Origin of the sequence: Bifidobacterium sp. ESL0732 (assembly GCF_029395535.1) — a bacterium.
Lineage (GTDB): Bacteria > Actinomycetota > Actinomycetes > Actinomycetales > Bifidobacteriaceae > Bifidobacterium.
In genome coordinates, this window is the sequence record NZ_CP113920.1 from 1,348,665 (window position 1) to 1,374,068 (window position 25,404).

The following is a 25,404-nucleotide window of genomic DNA, read 5'->3' on the forward strand; positions in this document are numbered from 1 at the left end:
CCCTTACCTTATCCCATCATTCGAACATTTGTTCGTATACTATTGTGAATCAAACGTCCTATCAGTCGAGCCCGTCGTCACTGACACGATAATCCACAAAGACCACCTCGCCACTTTCCTGCGTGGCATCGAGGTCGACCGTACCGGTGATGGCCCAGTCGTGGTCGCCGTCGGAATCGTCGATGATCTGCCGCACCTTCCACGTGTGCTCCTTGGCCTCGTTACGATCATCCAGAATGAAAAGATCGCCGCTGCGCGCCTTCTGGTCGATGCCAACGTATTCATGCTCGTCATAATAGTCATCCAGTGCGTTCTCCCACTCGTGCACACCATAACCCCAGTCTTTGTCGAGCGCGCCTAGCTCCTCGGGCCTATCCTGATCCATGAGCTGGATACGACGGAACATCGCGTTGCGGATAAGCACAATAAGCCCTCGCCTATCCTCCACCACGGCGGCTTTCTCACCCGGTGCTGCCGCAGTCAGCGCTGCGCTTTCGGCATCAGCGGCCGAATCGCTTCCCGCATTCTCCCATTCGTCGACAAGGCTGGAATCGACGGAGCGTACGACCACGCGCAGCCATGAGATGATATCTTCCAGCTCGTCGTTGCGTTTCTCTTTCGGAACGGTACGTGCCAGCGAACGATAGGCGTCGGAAAGGTAGCGCAGCAGTGTTCCTTCACTCCGTGCGATGTTGTAACGGGCGATATAGCCGGTGAAATCGCTGGCCGTCTCCACCATGTCGCGCACCACGGATTTAGGGCTCAACTCGTAATCATTGGCCCATGGCACGTCGTGACGATATTCATCAAAAGCGGCATCGAGCATTTCCTCAAGCGGCTTTGGCCAAGTGACCTCCTGCAACTTGTCGATGCGCTCGTCATAGTCGAGCCCATCGGCCTTCATCTCGGCCATCGCCTTGTCTCTGGCCTGCCGCTGCTGCGCCTTGAGCACCTGCTTGGGATCTTCGAGCGTCGCCTCAACCATCGAAATGACGTCGAGCGCATAGGTGTCGGATTGTGGGTCAAGCAGTTCCAACGCCGCCAAAAGGAACGGCGAAAGCGGCTGGTCGAGTGCGAAATTGTCTGGCACATCAACGGCCAGGAAATAATCCTTGCCGCCACGGCCATTGTCTTCCGTCTCAATGAAGGACGAGTCGAACATGGTCTGGAAGATCTCGTCGGCACGCTCATGCAGATGCACCTTCTGCTCGTCAGTCTGAGAGGAATCGTCGATGAGCTTGTCGATCCGGGCCCGTGCGTCGCCACCCTGCGCCACCTCGTTGAGAACCATGGAATGACTGATCTTCATATGCGGCACGAGCGTTTCGGGCGCAGCTTCGATGAGCTTGTCAAAAGTGCCCTCATTCCAAGTGACGAAGCCTTCCTGCGGCTTCTTACGCTTAATCTTCTTGAGCTTCTTCGGGTCACCGTTGGCCTTGGCGATGGCCCGTGCATTCTCAATCTCGAACTCGGGAGCTTCGGCCACCACTAGCCCTTCGGTGTCAAAACCCATACGTCCGGCACGCCCGGCAATCTGATGGAACTCACGGGCACGCAACCTGCGCATCTTGAACCCGTCGAATTTGGTGAGCTGGGTCAAGACGACGGAATGAATGGGCACGTTGATGCCGACGCCGAGCGTATCGGTGCCGCAGATGACCGGCAGCAGACCTTGCTGGGCGAGTTGCTCAACCAAACGACGATAGCGCGGCAGCATGCCCGCGTGGTGGATGCCAACGCCGGTGCGCAACAGCCGTTGCAGAATCTTGCCGAACGCCGTGGTGAAGCGTGTACCTTTGATGGCTTCGGTGATGGCTTTGCGCTGTTCTTTGCTTGACACACCTGTGCTGGCGAGCGCCTGCGCGGTTTCGAGCGCCGCATCCTGCGAAAAATGAACGACATAAATGGGGGTATCGCTGCGGTTGAAAAGCAATTCGACGGTACCGGCAAGCTGTTTGTCGGTGTATTCGTAACTTAAAGGTACCGGCCTCGGTGCGTCGTCAATGACGTCCACATCCCTGCGGGTCATGTCCTCAAGTTTGTCGGCGATGGCAGTGACATTGCCGAGCGTCGCGCTCATCAGGAGGAACTGGGTCTTAGGCAACGTCAGCAGCGGCACTTGCCAGGCCCAGCCGCGGTCGGCATCTCCATAGTAATGGAATTCGTCCATGGCTACGCAACCGATGTCGGCGTTCACACCCTCGCGCAATGCCTGGTTGGCAAGGATTTCGGCGGTACAACAGATGATCGGCGCATCCGAATTGATGCTGGTATCGCCCGTAATCATGCCAACATTGTCGCGTCCGAATGCCTCGACCAGATCGAAGAACTTCTCGGAGACCAACGCTTTGATGGGTGCGGTGTAGTAGGAACGCCGTCCCGTGCACAATGCCGCAAAATGCATGCCCAGAGCCACCAACGACTTGCCGGAACCGGTAGGTGTGCTTAGAATGACATGATCTCCGGCCAAAAGGTCCATGACCGCCTCTTCCTGGTGCGGCCACGGATCGATGCCTTTGACATCTTTCACCCACTCAAAGAACCTGTCATAAATTTCGTCAGCGTCGATATTGCGTCGCTCTTCCCCGCTGCCATCCCAACTAGGTGCCAATTCCCCTAAACTCTGTGTCATAACCCCAAGTCTATAGGCCACTAACTACGGCCGGCAGCCCCCGTTCATCACTATTGTCGAACATGGGATATCATCTTCATCGTCAACGGCAATCCAAAAGACAAAAGTCGGCGGTCACCGGAGTAATCCGATGACCGCCGTTCTGGCTCTCTTTTCTGTCAAGACCGCTTGTCTTGATCCTCATCGCGCGGACGTGTGTTGCGATGCGGGTGCACGACCGGAAGCGGAATCTCAGGGAGCTCGAGATGTTCGGGATCCTTTTCGCTGTCAGGCTGGGTGGCATCGTAACCCTGCTCGTAACGTTGACGACGCCAGCCACGAGCGGTGGCGTTGGAACCGGCGTGATGCACATGGTATTTGTTGGGAGCGCCGCCATAGCGGTCCTCTCCAAGTTCCTTGGCCACGGCGATCTGGTTGACGTTCGAGGCGTCCATGATGGCGATCGGCGCGACTGGCTCAGGCTCGGTCGGGGCTGCGGTACGCGCCTGCATACGGCTCGGAAGCCATTCAGCTAGCTTGGAAAGCAACGCGCAGACGATGAAGTAGACCACGCCGGCGACCACCAATGTCTGCAGGATGTTGAAGTACATCGAGCCGAGACGACGGGACTCTTGCAGAAGGTCCGTGTACATGATGATCGAGCCGAGCGCAGTATCCTTCAACACCACGACCAGCTGGGTGACTGCGGCTGGAAGCATGGCATAGATGGCCTGTGGCACCTCGATCTGCATCAGCGACTGCGTGGCGGTGAGCCCTAAGGCCAACGAAGCCTCGCGTTGTCCGCCAGGAAGGTTGCCCACGCCGCTTCGCACCAGTTCTGCGACAACGGAGCCGTTATAGAGAATCAGACCAAGCACGACGGCCCAATAAGAGGCGCTTTGGATGCCCATGAAGGAGAACAACCTCCAGAAGAAGATCATGAACATCAGCACCGGCACCGCGCGGCAAAACTCCACGATGACACCGGAAACGGCCTTCACGATCTTGCTGGGCAACAACCTGCCGATACCGAAGACCAACCCGAAGACCACTGAACCGATCACCGCAAGCACTGCCGCCTTGATGGTCATCCACAGCCCAGGCAGGTAGAAATCCGTCCAAGCTTCGCCGTCAAGCGCCGGCTTCCAAAGCTCCCAGTCCAGCTGGTTTTCGCCGTCCGGCGGGTTGTGCAGGCGCATGAGAATGAGGACGACAAGGATAGCGACGATAATGCCGCCGATCCAGTTGGCGATGCGAATATTGCGTTTGCCTTTCGGCCCCGGCTCATCGAAGAGCACGGATGATTCGTTGTTGTTCTTGCTCATGCGTTCACCTCCGTACCGCGAGCTTGTTCGAGAGCACTGTAGTCAGCGCCCCGATAGGAATGATTAGGATGACGTAGCCGAACGCGAAAATCAGGAAGATGGCGACGATGGAGTTGGCGTGGAACTCGATCATCTCACTCATCAGGCTTGACGTTTCGGTGGCCACGGATGCGGCCGCGGCAACCGTTGAGTTTTTGAGCAACGCGATCAGCGTGTTGCCCAGAGGCGCCACGGAACCACGAAAGGCCTGCGGCAGGATGATCTGCGTGGCGGACTGCATGAAGTTGAGCCCTAGCGCACGAGCCGCCTCGGCCTGCCCCAACGGCACGGTGTTGATGCCAGAACGCAGGGATTCACAGACAAAGGCCGCGGTGTAGAGCGAAAGGCCTGTGACCGCCAGCCAGAAGAAGTTGACGGCGAAGGTGTCGGAGAACGTCAGCTTGAGCTGAGCGAAGGCTCCGAGCACCATGAAGACCATGATGATGGTCAACGGCATGTTCTTGAAGAACTCGACGTAGCCGCTGGCAACCGTTCTCAATGAGGAGATCGGTGAGATACGCATCATCAGCAGGACAATGCCGAGAATCAACGAGAAGAGCGCCGACCAGAGTGTCAATTCGATATTGACGAGAAATGCGCCCGGCACGTTGTACTGACTGAACAATTGAAGAAATTCATTCATTTCGCCGCTCCCGTCTCGCCGAGATCCGCTTTCGGCGGATTGTATTTCATATTCGGCTTGTATTTGACCCCACGAGTGTTCTCGGTGATGGCACGTTTCCACGAACCGTCGTTTTCCATTTGTGTGATGGCTTTGTCGATTTTCCGGGCAAACTTGACATCGCCCTTTTTAACTCCAACACCGTAATATTCCTGAGTGAACGGCTTGCCGATGAGCCTGAGTTTGCCGCGTGCATTGGAAGCGAGTCCGGCAAGGATGATGTCATCCGTGGTCACCGCGTCCACGATGCCACTGAACAGTGCCGTCGCACATTCCGCATAACCGGGCTGCTCCATCAGCTGTACTTCGGACGAGAATTTCTTCTTGACCACTTCGGCCGAGGTGGAACCGGTCACCGAGCAAAGACGCTTGCCGTTGAGGCTGTCGGGCCCCGTGATCTCATGGTCGTCCTTGCGTACCATCAGATCCTGGCCGGCCACGAAATACGGGCCGGCGAACGTGACAGCCTTCTTGCGCTCGTCAGTGATGGAATAGCTGGCGATGACCATGTCAACGTCACCATTCTGCAGCATCGCCTCACGCTGCTTGCTCGGCGCTTCCTTCCAGATGATTTCGTCATCGGAATAGCCGAGTTTCCGAGCAATGTAACGCGCCACATCGACGTCGAAACCAACGTAGGTGCCGGATTTCTTGAAGCCGACACCGGGCTGGTCGAATTTGATGCCGATGCGAATCTTGCCCGCCTCGTTGCCCGAGCCGCATGCGGCCACGGTAAACACGCAAGCCAGAGCGCAGAAGGCCGCAAGGACCCTTCGCCAGATGCGCGCAATATATTTGGATGATGGTTTCATAGATTTTTGCTTTCCGATACTTCCCCGTTCGCTTTTTAGCGGATTAACGATTGATCTTCATTTGTTGCTGTTGAAGGTGAGACATGATTATCTATCGGTGATTTTATATAGAAATCCGATATATACACGCGCACGCATGCAGGAAGTCAGTGAGTGAGAATCTTCGAGAGGAAGTCCTTGGCGCGCTCGGTCTTGGGATGATCGAAGAACTCGTCCGGCGTCCCCTTCTCAAGGATCTTGCCATCGGACATGAATACGATGTGGTCGGCCGCCTTGCGGGCGAAGCCCATTTCGTGGGTCACGCAAATCATCGTCATGCCTTCGCTCGCAAGCTTGATCATGACATCAAGCACTTCATTGACCATTTCCGGATCGAGTGCGCTGGTGGGCTCGTCGAAAAGCATGATCTTGGGCTGCATGGCCAGGGCGCGGGCGATGGCGACGCGCTGCTGTTGACCGCCGGAAAGCTGCGAGGGCATCTTATTGGCCTGGTTCTCAACGCCGACGCGAGCCAGAAGATCCATGCCAAGGTCATCAGCATCCTTCTTGTCCATGTGACGCACCTTGACCGGCGCGAGCGTGACGTTCTGCAGAATCGTCTTGTTTGCGAAGAGATTGAACTGTTGGAAAACCATGCCGACTTCGGCGCGCAGGTTGGCGAGGTCCTTGCCTTCCTGCGGCAGCGGCTGGCCGTCAATGCGAATGGTGCCGGAATCGATGGTCTCTAGACGATTGATGGTACGACACATGGTAGATTTGCCGGAACCGGAAGGCCCAACGACGACGAGCACTTCGCCTTTGTTGACCTTGAGATTGATATCCTTCAAGACATGGAGCTTGCCAAAATGTTTCTCGACATGGGAGAGCTCGACCAACGGATGGCTCTCGTCCATCACGTGATCTGGCGTGTTGTCTTCACGCGTTTTCATAGTGGTTTCTTTTGTTTCAGACATGAAAGCAGTATATCTGCACAGTGTTACCACAGAGTTACCAGCGAAATTATTGAGACATGTCAGCAATTATTATCACAGGTTTAATATTGGACATTTTTGTCAATATCACTGGTTCCATCTGACTGTGCATACAAATGTGTCCAGCTCAAAAATGAACTGGACACATTGAAACGATTATTAATTTGTAATGAATATTACAAAATCAAATCAGTTTTCGTCCTCTTCCGGATCATAATCGACGCCGGTCTCGGCACGTTGGGCGTCCGAAATCGGGGCCGGTGCGCCGGTGAGCGGATCGCGTCCGCCGCCGGCCTTCGGGAAGGCGATGACGTCGCGGATGGTGTCGCATCCTGCGAGAATCGAGACCGTGCGGTCCCAACCCAGCGCAATGCCTGCGTGGGGCGGTGCGCCGTACTTGAACGCTTCGAGCAGGAAGCCGAACTTCTCCTGGGCTTCCTCTTCGCCGATGCCCAGCACGTCGAGCACACGCTCCTGGATATCGTTACGGTGGATACGTACGGAGCCGCCGCCCATCTCCTCGCCATTACAGACGATGTCGTAGGAGTCACTCATCGCGTGCTCCGGATCCTTATCGAACTTGTCGATCCAATCGGCGCTCGGCATGGTGAACGGGTGGTGCATGGAGGTCCACTTGGAGTTGCCCACCGCCACATCGTCGTCGTCCGGGTCGTCGGCGCGCTTGAAGAGCGGGAAGTCAACCACCCAGGTGAACGCGAATTTCTTCGGGTCGAGCAAGCCTGCACGACGCGCGATCTCGACGCGGGCCGCGCCGAGCAAGAGCTGAGAGGATTCTCGCGGGCCCGCGGCGAAGAACACCGCATCCCCGTCCTTGGCACCCACGGCCTCTTTAAGACCGTTGCGCTCTTCGTCGGAAAGATTCTTGGCCACCGGGCCCTTGAGGGTGCCGTCGCCGGTGAACTGCACATAGGCGAGACCCTTGGCGCCACGCTGGCGCGCCCATTCCTGCCATGCGTCGAACTGACGACGCGGGGTGTCGGCCCCGTTGGGGAAGACCACGGCGCCGACGTACGGCGCCTGGAAGACGCGGAACGGGGTGTTCTTGAAGTAATCAGTGAGCTCGACGATCGGGTTGCCGAAGCGCAGGTCGGGCTTGTCGGAACCGTACTTGTCCATGGCATCCTGCCAGGTGATGCGGTCAATCGGCAGCTTGATGTCATAACCTTGGGTCTTCCAGATGGCGGCGATGACCTTTTCGGCCATGGCCATTACGTCTTCCTGATCCACGTAGCTCATTTCCATATCGAGCTGGGTGAACTCGGGCTGACGGTCGGCGCGGAAGTCCTCGTCGCGATAGCAGCGGGCAAGCTGGAAGTAGCGTTCAACACCGCCCACCATCAACAGTTGTTTCAACAGCTGCGGTGACTGCGGTAGCGCGTACCAGGAACCGGGCACCAGGCGAGCCGGCACCACGAAATCGCGGGCGCCTTCAGGTGTGGACTTGATGAACGTCGGGGTCTCCACCTCGGTGAAGTCCATGTCCTCCAGGGCGTGACGTGCGGCGCGGGTCATGTCGCTGCGAAGCTTCAGGTTGCGCTGCATGGAAGGACGACGAAGATCGAGATAACGGTACTTGAGTCTGATGTCCTCACCGGGCAGCTTGTTCTCCGCCTCATTTTCGAGGGCGGTGGAAACCTGGAATGGCAAAGCATCGGACTTGGCCAGCACCTTGAGGCTCTCCACGACCACCTCCACCTTGCCGGTGGAAAGATGCTCGTTCTCGTTGCCGTCAGGGCGTTCTCGCACCTCGCCTACAACCTGGATGACGAATTCGCTACGCAGCGGACGGGCGATTTCCTCGTCATAGATGACAATCTGCACCAAGCCAGTGCTGTCACGCAAATCGATGAAGGCGACGCCACCGTGGTCACGTCTGCGGTCGACCCAGCCCGCAAGGGTTACTTTCTGACCAATCAATTCCTCGGTCACTTCAGTGGCATGGTGTGTTCTATAAGCCGTCTGGCTCATGCTCCCTCTATTCCTTATCTACTAACCGCTCGAAAACCGCGAAAATCCACGCTCTTTTACTTGTCCAAAGAGACGGTTTGCTGAGCATACAGCGTATCGGGTTGCCATGACTTGGCATCGGCGGGAACCTGCTCGCCGGTGATGATGTTCTTCACCTCGTCGTGGTCACTGCCTTCGCCGTCACCGGAAGCGTCCGCCGGGAACCAGACATAGGGAATACCAAGTTTGTCGGCGTATTTTATCTGCTTACCGAGTTTCGCGGCCTTCGGTGCCACGTCGGCGGCGATACCGCGCGCACGCAGAGCAGCGGCGATGTGGTTGCAATCCAGACGATCGTCTTCGTTCCAGACGGCAACCATAACGGCTGCTGGGGAAACACGGGAAGCATGCGCACCGGCGGTATGCAGCATATAAGAGACCAAACGGGAAAGACCGATAGATAGCCCCACACCGGGATACTTCTTATTGCCTTGTGAAGCGAGGTTGTCGTAACGTCCGCCAGAGCAGATGGAACCAAGCTCCGAGGCACCGTCGAGGAACGTCTCATAGACTGAACCGGTATAATAATCAAGACCGCGAGCAATCTTCAAATCCGCGATGACGGAACCGGGACGGGTGATGGCCGCTTCATCGACAATCATCGCCAGCGTGTCAAGGCCTTCGCGGGCAAGCTTGTATGCATCCGTATCTTGGGAAATGCCGTGACCAGCGCACAGTTCATCGAACTTCTCAAGCAGTTCCTTACCGTCCTTGGCCGTGAGTTCCGCCAGCTCGAGGCAAGCATGAGCCTGGGCCTCATCGGCGCCACATTCGCTGACCAGAAGCTTCACCACTTCGTCGCCACCGATTTTGTCGAGCTTGTCGATTTCACGCAACACGCCTTCGACGTCAGTCAAACCGAGCCCTCGATAGAAGCCCTCGGAAAGCTTGCGGTTGTTGGCGTGTACGGTGGCCTTTGGAAGGCCGAACTTGCGCAGTTCCTCAAGTGCCTGCACCATGACCAACGGCAGCTCGACCTCGTAGTGGTCTTCAAGCTCACCGTTGCCGATGACATCGATATCGGCCTGGACGAACTCACGGAAGCGGCCTTCCTGCGGACGCTCGCCACGCCAGACTTTCTGAATCTGCCAACGCTTAAACGGGAAGGTAAGCTGGCCGGAATGCTCGACCACATAACGGCTCAGCGGAACCGTCAAATCGAAATGCAGCCCTAAACGACGCTCTATGGGCGTGTCGGATTCGTGGCCGACCTCCTGCAAACGAGAAAGCAAATAAATCTCTTTGCTGGTCTCTCCCTTTTTCAAGAGACTCGAGCCTTCCTCTACTGCTCTGGTCTCGATTCCGATGAATCCGTTGAGTTCAAAAACCTTGCGAACCGTGTCGATGACACGCTGTTCGACCACCCTTTCTTCGGGTAGCCATTCCGGAAATCCTGATATTGATGCGCCTTTTGCCATAACTCCCTATAATAAGTGGTGTTGTGGAAAAATGAGGCGTTTGTCTCGGCTTTCACGACACCTGTTACACGAAGACTCTCAAGGAGCTGGCCATGGCCGACGAACAAGTCACTGAACCCCAAAACACCAATGAATCCAACGCACAGGCAGCGAAGCCTGCCGCGGACGCACAGGCCAGCGCCACGTCCAAACCCGTCGAGACGGAAGCACCGCAAGCTCCAGGTGCACCCGTTGCAACCAAGGTTGACGAAGCGGCTGCACCTGCCGCTCCGGAAGCGCCCAAGGCTAGCGACACGCCGAGCGCAGCGACACCTGCTCCGGCTAAGCCCGCGCCAAAACCGCATGTCCCCTCCCCTTTGGCTTTTGCCAAGAAACCGGCAAAGCACCCGGTCGCTACCCCTGCTCATACATACTCCGAGGCCGATGTGAAGGCCGCCGAAGCCTTCGGCCGTGTCGACGACAAAGGCACCGTTTATGTCAAGGAAGGCGAAACCGAACGCGAGGTCGGCGAATTCCCGGGCGCCACGAACGAGGAAGCGTTGACGCTTTACGCACGTCGCTATCTTGATCTCAAAGCCAAGCTCGACCTGTTCGCCACGCGCCTTAAGGCAGCGAACATTAAGCCTCATGAGATCGACGAATCCATCAAGACACTTGGCGAGGAAACAGCCAGCCCTGCTATTGTCGGCGATATCGCAGCCCTCAAGGCGCAGTATGAAGAGCTGAAGAAGGCCGGTGAAACCAAGAAGAACGAACTCGCCGAGGCTCGTAAGGCTGCACTCGAGAAGGCCATCAAGGAGCGCACAGCCATTGTCGAGAAGGCAGAGGCACTGGCAAATTCGCTGGGAGAGAACACGAATTGGCGTTCCACTGCCGACAAGTTCCGTTCGCTCTTCGAGCAATGGCAGGAGCATCAGCGTACCAGCATTCGTATCGACAAACCAACTGCCGACGCGCTCTGGAAGCGCTTCTCCGCCGCTCGCACCACCTTCAACCAGCACCGCCGCAAGTGGGCTCAGGCCCGCGATGCCTCCCGCGAAGAGACCAAGCGCGTGAAGGAAGAGATCATCAAGGAAGCCAACGAGATCAAGGACTCGACCGACTGGGGCGCCACCTCGCACCAGTTCAATGAGCTCATGGACCGCTGGAAGGCCGCCGGCCGCGCCGGCCGCAAGGAGGACGACGAACTGTGGGCCCGCTTCCGCGAAGCTTGCGATGTCTTCTTCAACGCGCGTCAAGCCGACCGTGACCAGATGAGCTCCAACGAGAAGGACAACCTTGCCAAGAAAGAAGAGCTGTTGAAGAAGGCCGAAGCGCTCGTTCCTGTCGCCGACGAAAAGGCTGCCAAGAAGGCTCGTCAGGCCCTGGCCAACATTCAGGACGAATGGGATCAGATCGGCTACGTGCCTCGTGAGGACATGCACCGCATCGAAAGCCGTCTCGACGCTGTGGACAACAAGATCAAGGCCGTCGAACAGGCAGCTTGGCAGAAGAGCGATCCCGAGGCCGACGCCCGAGTCTCCAGCTTCGAGACCCAGTTGAAGGCCCAACTCGACGAGCTCGATGCCAAGATCGCCGCCGAGTCCGATCCGGCCAAGAAGTCCAAGCTCGAGTCCGAAAAGGCCACCAAGGAGCAATGGCTCAACGCCGTGAAGTAGACCCAGTGAGTCTTAGGGGGGGCTGCACCATCGAATTTGGTGCAGTCCCCTTTTGCTGTGCGTTGAAAAGCAGATTTTCAGGTTGATTTTTCTGCTTTTTCACGCACTCTCAATGATGTATGCGTTGAAAAGCAGAATTCTGCCACTATTTTTCTGCTTTTAACGCATATCTATCGTATTCTGATGTTAAGCCCACCTCCAAGGAGGAAAGGGAAGTGAAAGTCGGAGTGCCTGTGGTTGTCGTGGGGACCGGCTTTCGCGTTACTTCATTTCTTGAACCCGGATTATAGGCCATGAGGCTAGAACCCAATCACATTGTTTAGGACTTAGTTTTCACTTATGACCACTCAGCCGAGAGTGTAGGCAGTCAAATGCATCGGCAGCTCGTCATCGGCCTTGAGCTCGATGGTCGGCTTCTGCTCGGTGAAGTAGCGCTCGGTGAACACCGTTTCGCCGTCGTTGACGAAGAACTCGACGGAGCTGGTATCGATGAAAATCTGCAGCTTCAGCGTATCGCTCCGCTTTACGGTGCCGAAACGCTTGGCGTCATCGCCTTTGTCGGGACGATTCAGAACCAACTCCCCCGAGTCTTTGTCGTACGAAAGTGAAATCAGCAGGCCCGATTCGGTTTTCAGCATGACTTCGAAACGATGTCCCTGCCAATTTGCGAGTTCACCCTCAACCAGCAACTCGACATGCTGAGGATCAGGCAGGTTCAACCGCTCAAGACGTACTTCCGTGCTTTCGTCGAGAACGGTCGCCTGCCGAAGTTCCTTGAGCTCCCTTGCCGGATTCATATAGACATGCCCATCGCGCAACGTCAGCTCGCGAGGTATCGTCAACGCGCCGGCCCAACCGTCTTCCTGTTCAGGCATAGCCGATTCCCACATGTCCATCCAACCGATCAGGATTCTTCGGCCATCAGGCGACTGTGTTGTCTGCGTGGCGTAGAAATCATGCCCGTGGTCGATTTCGCTGAAATCGCCGTGCGTGAACCGGTTCGCTTCATAATCCATATCACCTACGAAATAGCCTGTCTGATGAAGATTGAGGTATTGTTTCTCAGTGGGTTCAATGCCTTGCGGCGAGAATAGCAGAACATCTTTGCCATTCAGTTCAAAGAAATCGGGGCATTCCCACATATGGCCCTGCGTCTTCTCCCCTTCGGACTTGGCAATAGGCCCACGGTATTCCCAGTGCAACAAGTCGTCCGAACAATAGACCAGCACACGACCAAGCCCGTCCTTGCCACGGGAACCAAGGATGACATAATAATGGCCGTCATGTTGCCAAATCTTTGGGTCACGGAAGTCCTGCGTATTGTCTTCCGGCGGCATAGCGATCACCGGATTACCTTCGTACTTCGTGAAGTGAACGCCATCGTCGCTATAAGCGATGTTCTGCACCTCACGGTAATGGTCCGGATCATCAGGCCGTAACAAATTATGCCCGGTATACATCAGGTAAAGACGTCCATCTTTGCCAATCGAACAACCGGAATAGCAGCCATTCGCATCTTCCGGGTCACCTGGCACCAAGGCGATGGGCAACGGCTCCCAATGCACCAGATCACGGCTGCGGTAATGGCCCCAGTGCATCGGACCCCATTCGGCGCTGTACGGATTGTACTGGTAGAAGAGATGATAATAACCATTAAAATACGAGAAACCATTGGGATCGTTCATCCAACCAAACGGCGTCATCACATGGTATCTGAGCCTATAGCGATCATTGGTGACGGAAATCGTCTTTGATTGGTCTACTGTTTTCATCTTTAACATCCTCAATCGGCAGGAACAACTTTTACATATCCAAGCATAGTTTCTTTTATTAACACGCAATAGCGAAAGTGCACTTTATTACAATTTCGCGCTTTTCTCCAGGGTCATATGCCGAATCCGTGAGAAAAGCACCAAAAAGACTAAAGCATTGCGACGCAAAGCACGATTTTAGACCGTTTTCGTGCTTTTCGTCGCAGCTACATAGCAAATCCGCGAGAAACGTATCTCTTGTTTGAATACATGAAGGCCCGGCTCCTTGAACGAGAAGCCGGGCCTTCATACAACGGACGCGTTGCATCAGAGCGCACCTAGGTCAACATCACTCACCTGAAGTGGTCGGAGTATCAGTACCTTGTGCATCGGAACCAGAATCAGCTGATGAATCACTCGAAGTGCTGGACTGCGTATCCTTCGACGGAGCTGAAGCTGGTGCTGAGGACGGAGCAACTGAGGAATCACCCGGATCAGTGGATGCAGCGATAGCCGTATCAGCCGGCACACCGACCCCTACCAATTCAGGTTGCTTGCCTTCAGCATCGGTATCCGCTTGCTTGGCGTTTGGATCCTCGAAGGGCACACCCTTGAAAGTGAACTCGCCCAGGATGCCTTCGCCTTCGGCGTCAACTTCAACCTTTTCGCCATTCTTCAGGTCGCCCATCAGAATCTTCTCGGAAACGGCGTCCTCGATGTCGCGCGTGATGACGCGACGCAGCGGACGAGCACCGAGCAGCGGATCGAAGCCCTTCTGTGCAAGCAAATCCTTGGCCGCATCCGTCAACTCAATGGTCATGTGACGTTCGAAGAGACGGTCGTTCAGTTGGTTAAGATCAAGATCAACGATCTGACGCACCTGTGGCTCGGTCAGCTGACGGAAGACGATGATGTCGTCCAGACGGTTCAGGAACTCAGGACGGAATTGCTGCTTGAGCTCGCTGGTCACCTGGCTCTTCATACGCTCGTAGCTCGACTCCTGGTCGTTGCCAGAGCTGAAACCGGTGTTGGCTGCCTTGGCAATGTCCTTTGTGCCAAGGTTGGTCGTGAGGATGATGATGGTGTTTTTGAAGTCCACCTTGCGGCCCTGACCATCGGTCAGGTGACCGTCATCCAGCACCTGCAGCAGCGTGTTGAAGATGTCGGGGTGAGCCTTCTCAATCTCGTCGAAGAGCACCACAGAGAACGGCTTGCGACGCACCTTCTCGGTGAGCTCGCCGCCCTCTTCATATCCGACGTATCCTGGAGGTGCGCCGAAGAGTCGCGACGCGGCGTACTTCTCGGAGAATTCGGACATGTCGACGCGAATCAGGGCATCCTCGTCGTCGAAGAGGAACTGCGCCAACGCCTTGGCCAGCTCGGTCTTGCCGACGCCGGTGGGGCCGGCGAAGATAAACGAACCAGCAGGACGCTTCGGATCCTTCAAACCAACACGAGTACGGCGAATCGAACGGGCAAGCGCGGAAACTGCCTCGTCCTGGCCGATGATGCGCTTGTGCAGCTCGGACTCCATATTCAAGAGCTTCTTGGATTCGGCCTGCGTGAGCTTGAAAACAGGGATGCCAGTGGTCGAGGAAACGACTTCTGCAATCACTTCTTCGTCGACGACCATCTTGACATCGCTACCACCCTCGCGCCAGGTCTTTTCCTTCTCCTTGCGTTCGGTCTGCAGCTTGTCTTCCTTGTCGCGCAATTCCGCGGCCTTTTCGAAGTCCTGGCCCTTGATGGCCTTGTCCTTCTCGTCGGAGATCTTGGCGATCTTGCCATCGAGCTCCTTCAACTCCGGCGGCGCGGTGAGGCGCTTGATGCGCAGACGCGCACCCGCCTCGTCGATAAGGTCGATGGCCTTGTCAGGCAGGTTGCGATCCTGAATATAACGCGAGGAAAGCTCTGCCGCGGCCTGAAGCGCACCGTCGGTGATGGTCACCTTGTGGTGGTTCTCGTAGCGGCTGCGCAGCCCTTTAAGAATCTCGATAGTGTCCGCGATGGACGGCTCATCGACCTGAATGGGCTGGAAACGACGTTCGAGCGCCGCATCCTTCTCGATGTATTTGCGATACTCGTCGGTGGTGGTGGCGCCAATGGTCTGGAGCTCACCACGTGCGAGCATAGGCTTCAAAATATCGGAAGCGCCCAATGCACCATCAGCAGAACCTGCACCGACGATGGTATGAATCTCGTCGATGAAGAGCACGATGTCGCCACGGGTCTTGATTTCCTTCAGAACCTTCTTCAAGCGTTCCTCGAAATCGCCGCGATAACGTGAACCGGCCACCATGGAGGCGAGATCAAGCGAATATACCTGCTTGCCCTTCAAGGTCTCCGGCACGTCGCCGGCGTGAATTTTCTGCGCCAAGCCTTCGACGACGGCGGTCTTTCCCACACCAGGCTCACCGATCAGCACCGGATTGTTCTTGGTGCGACGGGAAAGCACGACCATGACGCGCTCGATTTCCTTGGCACGGCCGATGACCGGGTCGAGCTTGCCTTCCGCAGCTTCCGCGGTAAGATTACGACCGAACTGGTCGAGAATGGCGGAACCGGTCTTGCGACCCTTATCCTCCACTCCACCTGCGTTGGCCAAATCACCCTTGCCTTCGCCCTCGGCACCGCCGGAATTGCCACGAATAAGGTCGATGGTGGAGCTGCGGAGCTCTCCCAAATCGACATCCATCTTGATGAGCACCTGGGTGCCCACGCCTTCGCCCTCACGGATGAGGCCAAGCAGGATGTGCTCGGTGCCGATATAGCTATGTCCCAATTGCAGAGCCTCGCGCAGGCTCAATTCCAAAACCTGCTTGGCATGAGGAGTAAACGGAATATGGCCATTCGGCGCGGCATTGCCCTTGCCGATCATTTCCTCCACTTGCTTGCGGGTGTCTTCCAAAGTAACGCCCTTGGCGGCTAACGCCTTGGCCGCGATGCCTTCGCCTTCACGAATCAGGCCGAGCAGCAGATGTTCGGTGCCGATATAGTTGTGCTGGAGGGCTTTGGCTTCTTCCTGCGCCAGTACGATTACGCGCCTGGCACGGTCAGTAAACCGTTCGAACATACTTGTCCTTCCACTGTTGATAATCCATTTAACTCTACCGATTTACAGTGACGTTTATTTCATGCCGTGCAGCGATTGCGCTGAGAACGCAACAAAGACGACAAAAACGGCTAAAATCCAGTCATAATTAAAAATCTCTGTTTATCAGTCTGAATCAGGCGTTGCCGGCAGACTGCTCTGCGATCGAGTCTCCTTCAGATTCCGAAGCGGCATTCCCGCTATCCTGAAAGCCATCGGCATTATCCAAATCGTACGAACCATCGGAATCTGCGCCCGCAGCATCATCATCCGAATCGTTATCGGTTGAATCATCGTCGGAACCGTCATCTTCCGAATCATCGTTGGCTACATCGTCCCCTTCGTCATCATCGCTCAGATCGATGGTGGATTCGACGGCCGCGTCGACAGTGACGGCGCTGCCGACCGTACCCTTCCCGATAGCCTCAGTCTCATCCTCTTCGTCGCTCTCATCATCGTCGTCATCCAGCGAGCCTGGAACGGCGTGTTCGGCGATATCGTTTTCGGTCGCAGTCTCGTCATCGGTATCATCAACTTCATCGGATTCCTCCGATTCCGTATCAACAACGTCATCATCCTCATCGATCGATTCGATGAGTTCCACCTGGCTACGTTCTTCACGCGGAGCCTGGGCAATGATATCGATATGCAGATCATCAAATGCCGGCTTGGACTGCACCCACAAGTGCGAAGGCTCAGGCTGCTGGATTTCGGAGTGCTCCCCACAACCGTGGTCCAGTGAAACCACACGCCCATCATCAGGACTCCAACGATTTGCGCACACACCGAACATGGTGTCAAGGTCACCCTTGAGTCCTATGAAGAAGGCACACGTCGAGCAGAGGTTCCCGTCGGCGGTTTTGGTGGAAAGCGATTTCGGGCCGTGCTGTCCGTCGTACCAACGTTTTGCCGTCTGCGAGCGCCCCAGTTCACTCATCACGTGCCGACGCGAAAGGCCGAATTCCTCGACCGTGTCCTCAAGTTCGCGGCTCAGCCCCGTTTCAGGGTCGATATCCGCGTCGACTTTCGCTGCACCACTGACTGTTGCTTCACCGTCGGGCGTCGTTGACTCATCAACCTGAGTTGAAACCGATACTTCCGACTCGGTTTCACTGTCCGCATCATCTGAGCTTTGCTCGACGACAGAAGAATCGGATTGGCCTGTTTCGGCAACGCTCGCCGAGTCTTGCTCTACGACTTCGGTTTTGCGGAACCCTTCTTCCATACGAGGATCGTCAGGGTCTGTGCCCAAAGAATCCGTCACTGAAAGGTCCGCGGCCTCAAGCCTGTCTTTCCAAGGAATCCAAGCCGGTGCCAACAGCGAATCCTTCGTGGGAACCAAGGTGGATTCGTTGACACTCCATGAATCGAGCTCGATGTCGTGATAAAGGGTCACGGCCCACTGCCAGCCCTCGTATCCTTTTCGATGGCAGACGAAACGAAAATCAGTGACATTGTCGCCCAAATCAATGCTTTGCGCGAAATCCCCAACCTCTTCCGGTTCATCGGCCACAGCAAGCACTACCGATTTTGCCAAGGCACGGGGATCAAGCTTTGCTTCTTCGTCAGAACGCTCGCTTGTTTCGCCAGTCGTATCCGCCGTCGTTTCTGCCATACTGTCTTCCGCCATTTCGCTTTCCGTTTTCTTTTCAGTCCTCAACATCGAAGTCATCGGCAACAGCCCGCAGCAACGTTGCCAGCTTGCGGCTTTCACCAGGATTCGGATAACGATGGTGTCTCAATGAGTTGCCGGCCTGATCAAGCAATTTGATCAAATCCTCGACAATAGCCGCCATATCATCGGGCTTGGGCCTGGTGGCACGCACCACCGAAGGCACGGGTCCCAAAACATGCAAATCCATAGCCTGTGGCCCTTTGCGTCCGTCGACGAGCGAGAACTCGACTTTGGCTCCCTTGCGCAAGGTCGACGTACCTGCAGGCAATGCGGCCGCAGGCAAGAACACATCGTTGCCTTCCTCGTCGGTGATAAAACCGTAACCCCTCTTAGAATCGAACCAACGTACTTTCCCGCTGGGCATGACACACCTCGTTCATCCTGAAATTTCTACGGAACAGTTCTGCTATCCCGTTTTTCTGTCTGTTACTAGTCTATCGTAACGGCTACGCAAACCGCGAAACTATCAGTTCGACTTGTTCTTATCGCGACGTGCCCACTTACCTTGGTGGTTTCCCTGCCGGTTCTGTTTCGACTGCCTACCCTGTTTTGTCGGCTTGTCAGTTTTGTCGTTTTTCTTGTCTTTTGATTCGGTTGAAGCAGAAGGCACGTAGGGCTCTACCGGTCCGAGCGGAAGAATCACGGTCAGGGTCAGGCCTCCACCATTGCTGGTTGTGGTCGCGTCGATGAAACCATGATGGGCACGGACCACCGACTGGGCGATGGACATGCCAAGTCCCGTGCCGCCCTTTTGCCGTGCCCGCGATGGGTCTGCGGTATAGAACCGTTCGAAAATCTGGGACTGGCGGTCCGCGGGAACCCCGGGCCCATGATCGATGAAGCTGAATACGGCATAGTTCATGCCCATCTGCATGGATTGCCCGACTTCCACAGCCTCAAGGAAATAGCCCAACGATTGGATGTTGGAGGGCATCCGTTGCAACGATTCAGGGCTTATAGAGGCGGGCATGACAGCCAAACCCACTTCGACAGGGGAATCTGATGGCGTGTAACGATGAATGTTGCCGACGATGTTGGTGATGACCTGACGCAGCCTAGATCCGTCGCCTGTCAATGTAACGTCCGGGAATTCGCCTTCCCGGAAGACCAGATGCGCCGGCTTGTTGCCGTCCTTGGCGTTGAGTTCGAGCCTTCCTCGCCGAATCGCACGGTCGGTGTCCAGCGCGTGCAGATCGTCGACGGCGTCCTTCAACTGCTGGCTCAGGTTGACCTGTTGGGTCATGTCGATGCCACGACCTTCGTCGAGCCGTGCAAGTGAAAGCAAATCCTCGACAAGCACCGTCATTCGTTGGCTCGAAGCCTCGATATGGTCGATGGATTCGTCGGCACGTTCCAAGGCGCCGGGCAAGTCACGTTGCATGTGATAAAGCTCGGAATAGCCATGAATCGTCGCCAACGGCGTGCGCAGCTCGTGACTTGCGTCGGAGACGAACTGCTTCATTTTGTCCGTGGTTTCCTGCTGCTCACGGAAACTTGATTCGATGCGTGCCAGCATGGCGTTGAGCGATGCGGCAAGCGAGCCTACTTCCGTGTTCTCCGGAGCCGTCGGAACACGCTGGCTCAGATCGCCGGCAGCGATCTTGGCAGCGGTTTTCTCAATACGTTTCAACGGAAGCAATGTACGCTGGATAATCAGTGTGGCCACAACCGCGCCAAGCAGCACGATGATGATGCTCACGAAAATCGAGTATTGGGTCAACGTAGAGATGATGTCAATCTGATCGGCCATCGAAACGCCAATATACACCGTCATTTTCAGCACGCTGGTGCCATCCGGTCCGCGTTCCCGACCTTCCAAGGCAAGAACGCGCCAAGGGGCCTGCGCCACCTGCAAAGCACGTTTATCCGCTTTCACCGAAGGACTGAGCTCGCGTACTTTGGCCGATGCCGTGAATGGCTTGTCGAATTGGACGTTGCCCATGGAACCATTCGGGGGCAAAACGGGTTCGGAAACAATGCTGTTGCGAAGAACGGGAACCAGCGGAGTACTTACGATGTTGTTGTGCGTATCGCGAAGCTGCATAAAATATTCGTTCGGCCCGACGTTCTCGTTTTCATTCTTGCTGCTCAACAGGTCAACGTTGCTGTATACCAGCTGGGCCTGGTCCCGCAACTGGGTGTCGGTCTTTTGAACGAGATAGCTGCTGACCAATTGACGAATGGTCAGCGAGATGCCGAAAGTGCCGACCATAAGCAACACCAGGGTGCAGGCAACAAGTTTGGTGGAAAGCGGAACTGCATCAAGCCGAGAAAGCCAATGCTTTCGCATGCGGGCAAAAGCAGGAAACCTGGTTGGTCTGCTGCCTTTTGCGGGTTTGCCACTTTGGGGTTCTGTGTTGCTCTGCTCTGCGGAACCGTCGTTTGTCGTTGGGCCATTTTCCCCGACGTTTGCATTCTCCTCCGGCTCAGCCGACACCTGTGCGTTCATCATCGAGCTTACTGATCCTTCGGCTCACGAATCATGTAGCCGATGCCGCGTTTGGTCTCGATCAAGGGAACTACCTTGTGCTTCGTTCCGTCCGGGTCGGTGACCACAACCCCATCGACTTTCTTGCGCAGATAGGAAATATAGGATTCTACGATGGCCGCGTCCCCGCCCCAGTCATACTGCCAGACATGATCCAAAATCTGGGCCTTGGAAAGCACTCTCCCCTCGTTGTCCATCAGGTAACGCAACAGCTTGTATTCCGTGGGGCTCAGGTCGATGGTCTGCCCGGCGCGGGAAACGTCATGGGAGTCCTCGTTGATTTCAAGGTCACCGACACGGATGATTGGATCATCCTCCACCTGTTCGTGCGTGCGGCGCAGGATGGCACGAATACGAGCGACAACCTCTTCAAGGCTGAATGGCTTGGTGACGTAATCGTCGCCGCCGACCGTAAGTCCCATGATCTTGTCTTGGGTATCGTCGCGGGCAGTGAGGAAGAGAACCGGCGCTTCGATGCCCTCCTGACGGATGCGACGGGTCACGGTGAAGCCGTCGATATCAGGCAGCATCACATCGAGGACAATGAGATCAGGTTGGGTCTTTTCGATGACGTCGATGGCTTCGGTTCCAGAGGCCGCAGTAGCGACTTCAAACCCCGAAAAATGAAGGGATGCGACCAGCAAATCACGGATTGATGGTTCGTCATCCACCACCACGATTGACGCTTCTATTTGTTTGCTCATAACATTAAGGATTACTCACCTGTCTGTATGTTTCCTGAATGGTTCCTGCACAAATTAAATAATTTATCGCAAAACTAAATAAAAAGAAAATATCATTTTGTGATCGGAGCAAGCTGAATAATCGCGTGACCGACAATATGTTTATTTTTTCTTACTGTGACGCGGTCCTTTGGATTTGGATTTGGATTTGGCAGGTTGTTCGGCAGCGGCAATATTGGTTTGCTTCGTTTCTGTGTTTTCGACTGTCATCTTGCCCTTGTTTTGCACATTTTCGTGTGTTCCCTTTTTCGAGGACTTCCGACGACGCAGGACAATGATCACAGCTACGGCGATAAGCACAACCAATACAGTGAAGGAAATACCGATGATGAGCTTCGGCTTTTTCGAAGCCTCCTGCTTGTGCAATACCTTGATTTCATCCATCATCGCGCACGCGGAACCAGACCAATCGGGATTGTCTCCCTTTTGAATAGGCCCAAGCGCAGCCTGGGAAAGCTCAGAGACATGATCCTTGTCTTTAAGCCAGTTGTCGGAATTGTTCGAGACCGCCACCACCAGCCTGCCGTCATTCGAAGCAACGGCAAGAAGAACGGTGTTAGCGGGAGGCTTGGTCGATTGCAGACTCTTCCCCGCCCATTTATCAGGATCTTTCGCCCCGTTGAAATTGGCCAAATACAAAAGCCGCACCGTGACTCCTGTTTCCTGTTTTGTAGAAGCTATTTCGTCATTGACGTGAGAGACATTGCCTCCAAGAAGATTTTGAGGATCGGTCACGTCAGCACTAATTTCGCCCATCGATTCGGTGGCAGCCTGCGCAGAGCCCGCAAAAGAAAAGAACATCGACATCACAAGCATTGAGGCGATAACAAAAATAATAGATCTGAGGAAACGCTGAAAATCGCATCGCGATTGCCGTTCAGGCTTGCCAAGCCCAGGCAATAAGCTCTTTGAGCTTTCGGCGGTATCCATAAAATGCAAAATGCTGGCTGACATATGAACCACTTTAGCGGACAGGTTCACCAATGAACTTCAAGTCCGCTAGCAACACAACGAAAAGCGCTGGCACCTCAAGAGAGATACCAGCGCTTTAAAATCCTAACGACTCCCTACAGCCTTCAAGCTTTAGGAATCAAACTCGGATCAGTAGCCCATGTCGGCGCCCTGGCCTGCGGCAGGAGCCGGCTTCGGTTCAGGCTTGTTGGCCACAACGGCTTCGGTGGTCAGGAACAGGCCGGCGATGGAAGCGGCGTTCTGGAGGGCGGAGCGAGTGACCTTCAACGGGTCGGCCACGCCTGCCTCGAGAAGATCCTCATACTTGTTGGTCGCGGCATTGAAGCCCTGGCCTTCAGGCAGTTCACGCACCTTGTTCAGCACGACATCGCCGGAGATACCGGAGTTCTCGGCGATCTGCTTGATCGGGGCTTCGATGGCACGGAAGACGATGGCGGCACCAGTGGCCTCTTCGTCGGTCAGAGCCTTGACATCAGCAGAGCCCTCAGCCTTCTTGGCAGCTTGGACGAGCGCGACACCACCGCCGGGCAGCAGACCCTCTTCGATAGCAGCCTTCGCGTTGCGGACGGCGTCCTCGATGCGGTGCTTGCGTTCCTTGGCCTCGACCTCGGTGGCAGCGCCGACCTTGATGACGGCCACACCACCGGCGAGCTTAGCGAGACGCTCCTGAAGCTTCTCACGGTCATAGTCGGAATCGGTGTTGTCGATTTCGGCGCGAATCTGGGAGACACGAGCCTCGACGTCGTCCTTGGAGCCGGCACCAGAAACGATGGTGGTTTCGTCCTTGGAAACGATGACCTTCTTGGCCTGGCCCAGCACGGACATATCGATGGAGTTGAGCTTCAGACCCAGATCATCGGAAACAACCTGAGCGCCGGTGAGGATAGCGATATCCTGCAGCATGGCCTTGCGACGATCACCAAAGCCAGGGGCCTTGACGGCGCAAGAATTGAAGGTGCCACGAATCTTGTTCAGAATCAGGGTCGGCAGCGCTTCACCGTCGACATCCTCGGCGATGATCAGCAGCGGCTTGCCGCTCTTCATCACGAGCTCGGCGATATGGACAACATCCTCCTGACTGGAGAGCTTGCCGCTCGTCAGCAGAATGTACGGATTGTCGAGCACTGCGGTTTGATCGTCATTGTTAGTGACGAAGTACGGGGAGATATAGCCCTTGTCAAAACGCATGCCCTCAGTGAACTCAAGATCGAGACCGAAGCGGTTGTTGTCCTCGACGGTCACGACGCCATCCTGGCCAACTTTGTCGAGCGCCTCGGCGATCTTCTCGCCAATCTCAGGATCGCCTGCGGAAATCGTTGCGGTAGCGGCAATCTGATCCTTGGTCTCCACGTCCTTGGCTACGGAGACAAGTTCCTTCACCACGGCGTCCGAGGCCTTTTCGATGCCACGGCGCAGAGCCACCGGGTTCGATCCGGCGACCACATTCTTCAGGCCTTCGTGCACGAGCGACTGCGCGAGCACGGTAGCGGTGGTTGTGCCGTCGCCTGCGACGTCATCGGTTTTCTTGGCGACTTCCTTGACCAGTTCGGCACCGATACGTGCGTAAGGATCTTCAAGGTCGATTTCCTTGGCGATCGAAACGCCATCATTGGTGATGGTCGGTGCGCCATAGCTCTTGTCGAGCACGACGTTGCGGCCCTTTGGTCCGAGCGTGACTTTAACAGTGTTGGCGAGTTCATCAAGACCCGCAAGCATTCCTTGGCGAGCTTCCTCGTCATATGCAATCATCTTTGCCATTGTTTCCTCCACAAGTGGCTACACAACTTATATTGACTCACCCGAAATCCTAGAAGCCGAATAACCAACCGTCAGCTGCCGATTATCACTCTCAGGCCTCGAGTGCTAATTTCAAGATTAGCACTCCCACCCGTCGAGTGCCAAAATTGATGAAATTGCGCTGTTGGCATGAAAAAGCGTAGGGCCCGATTCTTGTGAACCGGACCCTACACTAAATGTAGCTATTCGCTAGCAATCAGATCTTGGTGACAGTCGTCGCTTGCAGACCCTTCGGGCCTTGCTCAAACTCATACTCCACCTTGTCGCCATCATCAAGCTTCTTAAAGCCATCACTTTGAATAGCGGAATAGTGGACGAATACATCTTCGCTCCCGTCATCGGGGCTGATGAATCCGTAACCCTTGCCAGCATTGAAGAACTTCACGGTACCTTGTGCCATAATAACCATTCTCTCATCCGAGTAGTCACGCGAAAACAATATGAGGTACTCGGCTGATTCCGAATACCACATCACGCAACATGCTTTTACTATAGACAGAACCCCAGTCAAAAACACGCAACACGCCGAGAAAATGAACAATAAAGACACGAAAAGACAGTTAATCAATCAAAATATTGTCTTTTAAAAAGCGACTGACGCGAAAATAGCCAAATCAGTTAAGAAGCATCACGACAATGGCCTCAGGAATGCCATTGTGCTGTTCGATAGCCTGAATACCCAAAGTATTCGCGACATCCTGTGCCGTGGCCTTGTCGGCATCATTCTGATACCAGACGACCGTTGAGGCAGGAAGCGATCCCGTTGCATTGCCAGCAGTCACGCTGGTATAACCGGCCTGATCGAGCACCGCCTTCTTCTTGGCGGCATAGCCACTAGTCTGGGTCGCGTTGATCACCTGAACAGCGGTCTGCTTATTTACCTGCTGGACAGGCTGCGGGGTGGCTTGCTGCTGATTGGTGGAGGTGTCGGTGTCGGACTTGGTCTTCGTATCCTCTTTGACGACCTCTTTCTTCTTCGTCTTAGGCGCACTTACGGTCTGGGATTGACTTTGACTGTGTCCGGTAAAAGTTTTTTGCAGCTCGCCCGAATAGAAGCCCCAAACCAAAAGACCTGCCAGAATGGCCACAATAATCACAATGATGTAAGGAATCGAGCGAGAAAGCAATGAAGTATTGCCACGATGAACGCCTATAGGCCCCTTTGGCGGGTTATCGAACGCGTCCTTCTGATAAGACTCATAATTACCCCGGTCATCGCGCGCCATAATTCTCCTCTGTGTGTCCTACTACAAACAATTGATACCAACTATAGCGTCCTCCGCCGTCAAAACTTAATCTTTATTGAAAAATCTCAAAAAATAAACATACTGGCCCGATCCTAA

18 protein-coding genes are annotated in these 25,404 nt (G+C 55.3%); 1 reads left to right on the forward strand and 17 read right to left on the reverse strand.

The genetic code is table 11. The features are described from left to right. Window positions 1-61: 61 nt before the first annotated feature. The 7 genes from OZX70_RS05260 to hisS form a co-directional block, all read right to left on the reverse strand. A complete protein-coding gene (locus tag OZX70_RS05260; RefSeq protein ID WP_277179623.1) occupies window positions 62-2,632 on the reverse strand; it encodes a DEAD/DEAH box helicase in 2,571 nt (856 codons plus the stop codon). Window positions 2,633-2,790: 158 nt separating this feature from the next. Next, the gene (locus tag OZX70_RS05265; RefSeq protein ID WP_277179625.1) at window positions 2,791-3,936 is read right to left on the reverse strand and encodes an amino acid ABC transporter permease; all 1,146 of its coding nucleotides are present in this window, start codon (window positions 3,934-3,936) and stop codon (window positions 2,791-2,793) included. A gap of 4 nt (window positions 3,937-3,940) precedes the next feature. Beyond that, window positions 3,941-4,618 carry an ABC transporter permease subunit gene (locus tag OZX70_RS05270; protein WP_277179627.1) on the reverse strand — a complete coding sequence of 226 codons (678 nt, stop codon included), beginning with the start codon at window positions 4,616-4,618 and terminating at the stop codon, window positions 3,941-3,943. Further along, window positions 4,615-5,469: a glutamate ABC transporter substrate-binding protein gene (locus OZX70_RS05275; RefSeq protein ID WP_277179629.1), complete on the reverse strand. Its 855-nt coding sequence runs from the start codon at window positions 5,467-5,469 to the stop codon at window positions 4,615-4,617. The genes OZX70_RS05270 and OZX70_RS05275 overlap by 4 nt, the downstream gene beginning before the upstream one ends. A gap of 146 nt (window positions 5,470-5,615) precedes the next feature. Next, window positions 5,616-6,398: an amino acid ABC transporter ATP-binding protein gene (locus OZX70_RS05280; RefSeq protein WP_277179632.1), complete on the reverse strand. Its 783-nt coding sequence runs from the start codon at window positions 6,396-6,398 to the stop codon at window positions 5,616-5,618. A 231-nt stretch (window positions 6,399-6,629) separates the two neighbouring features. Continuing rightward, window positions 6,630-8,429: an aspartate--tRNA ligase gene (gene aspS / locus OZX70_RS05285; protein WP_277179633.1), complete on the reverse strand. Its 1,800-nt coding sequence runs from the start codon at window positions 8,427-8,429 to the stop codon at window positions 6,630-6,632. A 56-nt stretch (window positions 8,430-8,485) separates the two neighbouring features. After that, complete coding sequence (gene hisS / locus OZX70_RS05290) at window positions 8,486-9,886, reverse strand: histidine--tRNA ligase (protein ID WP_277179635.1); 1,401 nt, start codon at window positions 9,884-9,886, stop codon at window positions 8,486-8,488. Between the two features lie 92 nt (window positions 9,887-9,978). Between hisS and OZX70_RS05295 the strand changes: the two genes are divergently transcribed. Beyond that, window positions 9,979-11,544, forward strand: coding sequence for a DUF349 domain-containing protein (locus OZX70_RS05295; RefSeq protein ID WP_277179637.1), 1,566 nt, complete (start codon window positions 9,979-9,981; stop codon window positions 11,542-11,544). 347 nt (window positions 11,545-11,891) lie between these two features. Here the strand turns inward: OZX70_RS05295 and OZX70_RS05300 are convergent, their stop codons facing one another. From OZX70_RS05300 to OZX70_RS05345, 10 genes are all read right to left on the reverse strand, one after another. Beyond that, window positions 11,892-13,316 carry a sucrose-6-phosphate hydrolase gene (locus OZX70_RS05300; protein WP_277179639.1) on the reverse strand — a complete coding sequence of 475 codons (1,425 nt, stop codon included), beginning with the start codon at window positions 13,314-13,316 and terminating at the stop codon, window positions 11,892-11,894. Window positions 13,317-13,644: 328 nt separating this feature from the next. Beyond that, complete coding sequence (locus tag OZX70_RS05305; RefSeq protein ID WP_277179641.1) at window positions 13,645-16,368, reverse strand: ATP-dependent Clp protease ATP-binding subunit; 2,724 nt, start codon at window positions 16,366-16,368, stop codon at window positions 13,645-13,647. Window positions 16,369-16,522: 154 nt separating this feature from the next. After that, the gene (locus OZX70_RS05310) at window positions 16,523-18,001 is read right to left on the reverse strand and encodes a DUF3027 domain-containing protein (protein ID WP_277179643.1); all 1,479 of its coding nucleotides are present in this window, start codon (window positions 17,999-18,001) and stop codon (window positions 16,523-16,525) included. A gap of 34 nt (window positions 18,002-18,035) precedes the next feature. Further along, entirely contained in the window at window positions 18,036-18,425 is a 390-nt protein-coding gene (locus OZX70_RS05315) for a cold-shock protein (protein WP_277179645.1), read from the reverse strand. A gap of 102 nt (window positions 18,426-18,527) precedes the next feature. Further along, window positions 18,528-20,351, reverse strand: a complete 1,824-nt coding sequence (locus tag OZX70_RS05320; protein WP_277182117.1) for a HAMP domain-containing sensor histidine kinase — start codon at window positions 20,349-20,351, stop codon at window positions 18,528-18,530. A 167-nt stretch (window positions 20,352-20,518) separates the two neighbouring features. After that, entirely contained in the window at window positions 20,519-21,253 is a 735-nt protein-coding gene (locus OZX70_RS05325) for a response regulator transcription factor (RefSeq protein WP_277179647.1), read from the reverse strand. Window positions 21,254-21,394: 141 nt separating this feature from the next. Then, the gene (locus tag OZX70_RS05330) at window positions 21,395-22,246 is read right to left on the reverse strand and encodes a TPM domain-containing protein (RefSeq protein WP_277179650.1); all 852 of its coding nucleotides are present in this window, start codon (window positions 22,244-22,246) and stop codon (window positions 21,395-21,397) included. 147 nt (window positions 22,247-22,393) lie between these two features. Further along, the gene (gene groL, locus OZX70_RS05335; protein ID WP_277179652.1) at window positions 22,394-24,022 is read right to left on the reverse strand and encodes a chaperonin GroEL; all 1,629 of its coding nucleotides are present in this window, start codon (window positions 24,020-24,022) and stop codon (window positions 22,394-22,396) included. Window positions 24,023-24,257: 235 nt separating this feature from the next. Beyond that, window positions 24,258-24,461 carry a cold-shock protein gene (locus tag OZX70_RS05340; RefSeq protein WP_277179654.1) on the reverse strand — a complete coding sequence of 68 codons (204 nt, stop codon included), beginning with the start codon at window positions 24,459-24,461 and terminating at the stop codon, window positions 24,258-24,260. A 214-nt stretch (window positions 24,462-24,675) separates the two neighbouring features. Then, window positions 24,676-25,287 carry a LytR C-terminal domain-containing protein gene (locus tag OZX70_RS05345; RefSeq protein ID WP_277179657.1) on the reverse strand — a complete coding sequence of 204 codons (612 nt, stop codon included), beginning with the start codon at window positions 25,285-25,287 and terminating at the stop codon, window positions 24,676-24,678. Between the last annotated feature and the right edge of the window lie 117 nt (window positions 25,288-25,404).

What these genes read in the sequence shown, in the direction of transcription:
- OZX70_RS05300 (WP_277179639.1), bottom strand. Translation starts at nt 13,316, where the DNA reads ATGAAAACAGTAGACCAATCAAAGACGATTTCCGTCACCAATGATCGC.
- OZX70_RS05310 (WP_277179643.1), bottom strand. Translation starts at nt 18,001, where the DNA reads ATGGCAGAAACGACGGCGGATACGACTGGCGAAACAAGCGAGCGTTCT.
- OZX70_RS05340 (WP_277179654.1), bottom strand. Translation starts at nt 24,461, where the DNA reads ATGGCACAAGGTACCGTGAAGTTCTTCAATGCTGGCAAGGGTTACGGA.
- OZX70_RS05280 (WP_277179632.1), bottom strand. Translation starts at nt 6,398, where the DNA reads ATGAAAACGCGTGAAGACAACACGCCAGATCACGTGATGGACGAGAGC.
- OZX70_RS05345 (WP_277179657.1), bottom strand. Translation starts at nt 25,287, where the DNA reads ATGGCGCGCGATGACCGGGGTAATTATGAGTCTTATCAGAAGGACGCG.
- aspS (WP_277179633.1), bottom strand. Translation starts at nt 8,429, where the DNA reads ATGAGCCAGACGGCTTATAGAACACACCATGCCACTGAAGTGACCGAG.
- OZX70_RS05305 (WP_277179641.1), bottom strand. Translation starts at nt 16,368, where the DNA reads ATGTTCGAACGGTTTACTGACCGTGCCAGGCGCGTAATCGTACTGGCG.
- OZX70_RS05265 (WP_277179625.1), bottom strand. Translation starts at nt 3,936, where the DNA reads ATGAGCAAGAACAACAACGAATCATCCGTGCTCTTCGATGAGCCGGGG.
- OZX70_RS05320 (WP_277182117.1), bottom strand. Translation starts at nt 20,351, where the DNA reads ATGCGAAAGCATTGGCTTTCTCGGCTTGATGCAGTTCCGCTTTCCACC.
- OZX70_RS05260 (WP_277179623.1), bottom strand. Translation starts at nt 2,632, where the DNA reads ATGACACAGAGTTTAGGGGAATTGGCACCTAGTTGGGATGGCAGCGGG.
- OZX70_RS05325 (WP_277179647.1), bottom strand. Translation starts at nt 21,253, where the DNA reads ATGAGCAAACAAATAGAAGCGTCAATCGTGGTGGTGGATGACGAACCA.
- hisS (WP_277179635.1), bottom strand. Translation starts at nt 9,886, where the DNA reads ATGGCAAAAGGCGCATCAATATCAGGATTTCCGGAATGGCTACCCGAA.
- OZX70_RS05270 (WP_277179627.1), bottom strand. Translation starts at nt 4,618, where the DNA reads ATGAATGAATTTCTTCAATTGTTCAGTCAGTACAACGTGCCGGGCGCA.
- OZX70_RS05295 (WP_277179637.1), top strand. Translation starts at nt 9,979, where the DNA reads ATGGCCGACGAACAAGTCACTGAACCCCAAAACACCAATGAATCCAAC.
- OZX70_RS05275 (WP_277179629.1), bottom strand. Translation starts at nt 5,469, where the DNA reads ATGAAACCATCATCCAAATATATTGCGCGCATCTGGCGAAGGGTCCTT.
- OZX70_RS05315 (WP_277179645.1), bottom strand. Translation starts at nt 18,425, where the DNA reads ATGCCCAGCGGGAAAGTACGTTGGTTCGATTCTAAGAGGGGTTACGGT.
- groL (WP_277179652.1), bottom strand. Translation starts at nt 24,022, where the DNA reads ATGGCAAAGATGATTGCATATGACGAGGAAGCTCGCCAAGGAATGCTT.
- OZX70_RS05330 (WP_277179650.1), bottom strand. Translation starts at nt 22,246, where the DNA reads ATGTCAGCCAGCATTTTGCATTTTATGGATACCGCCGAAAGCTCAAAG.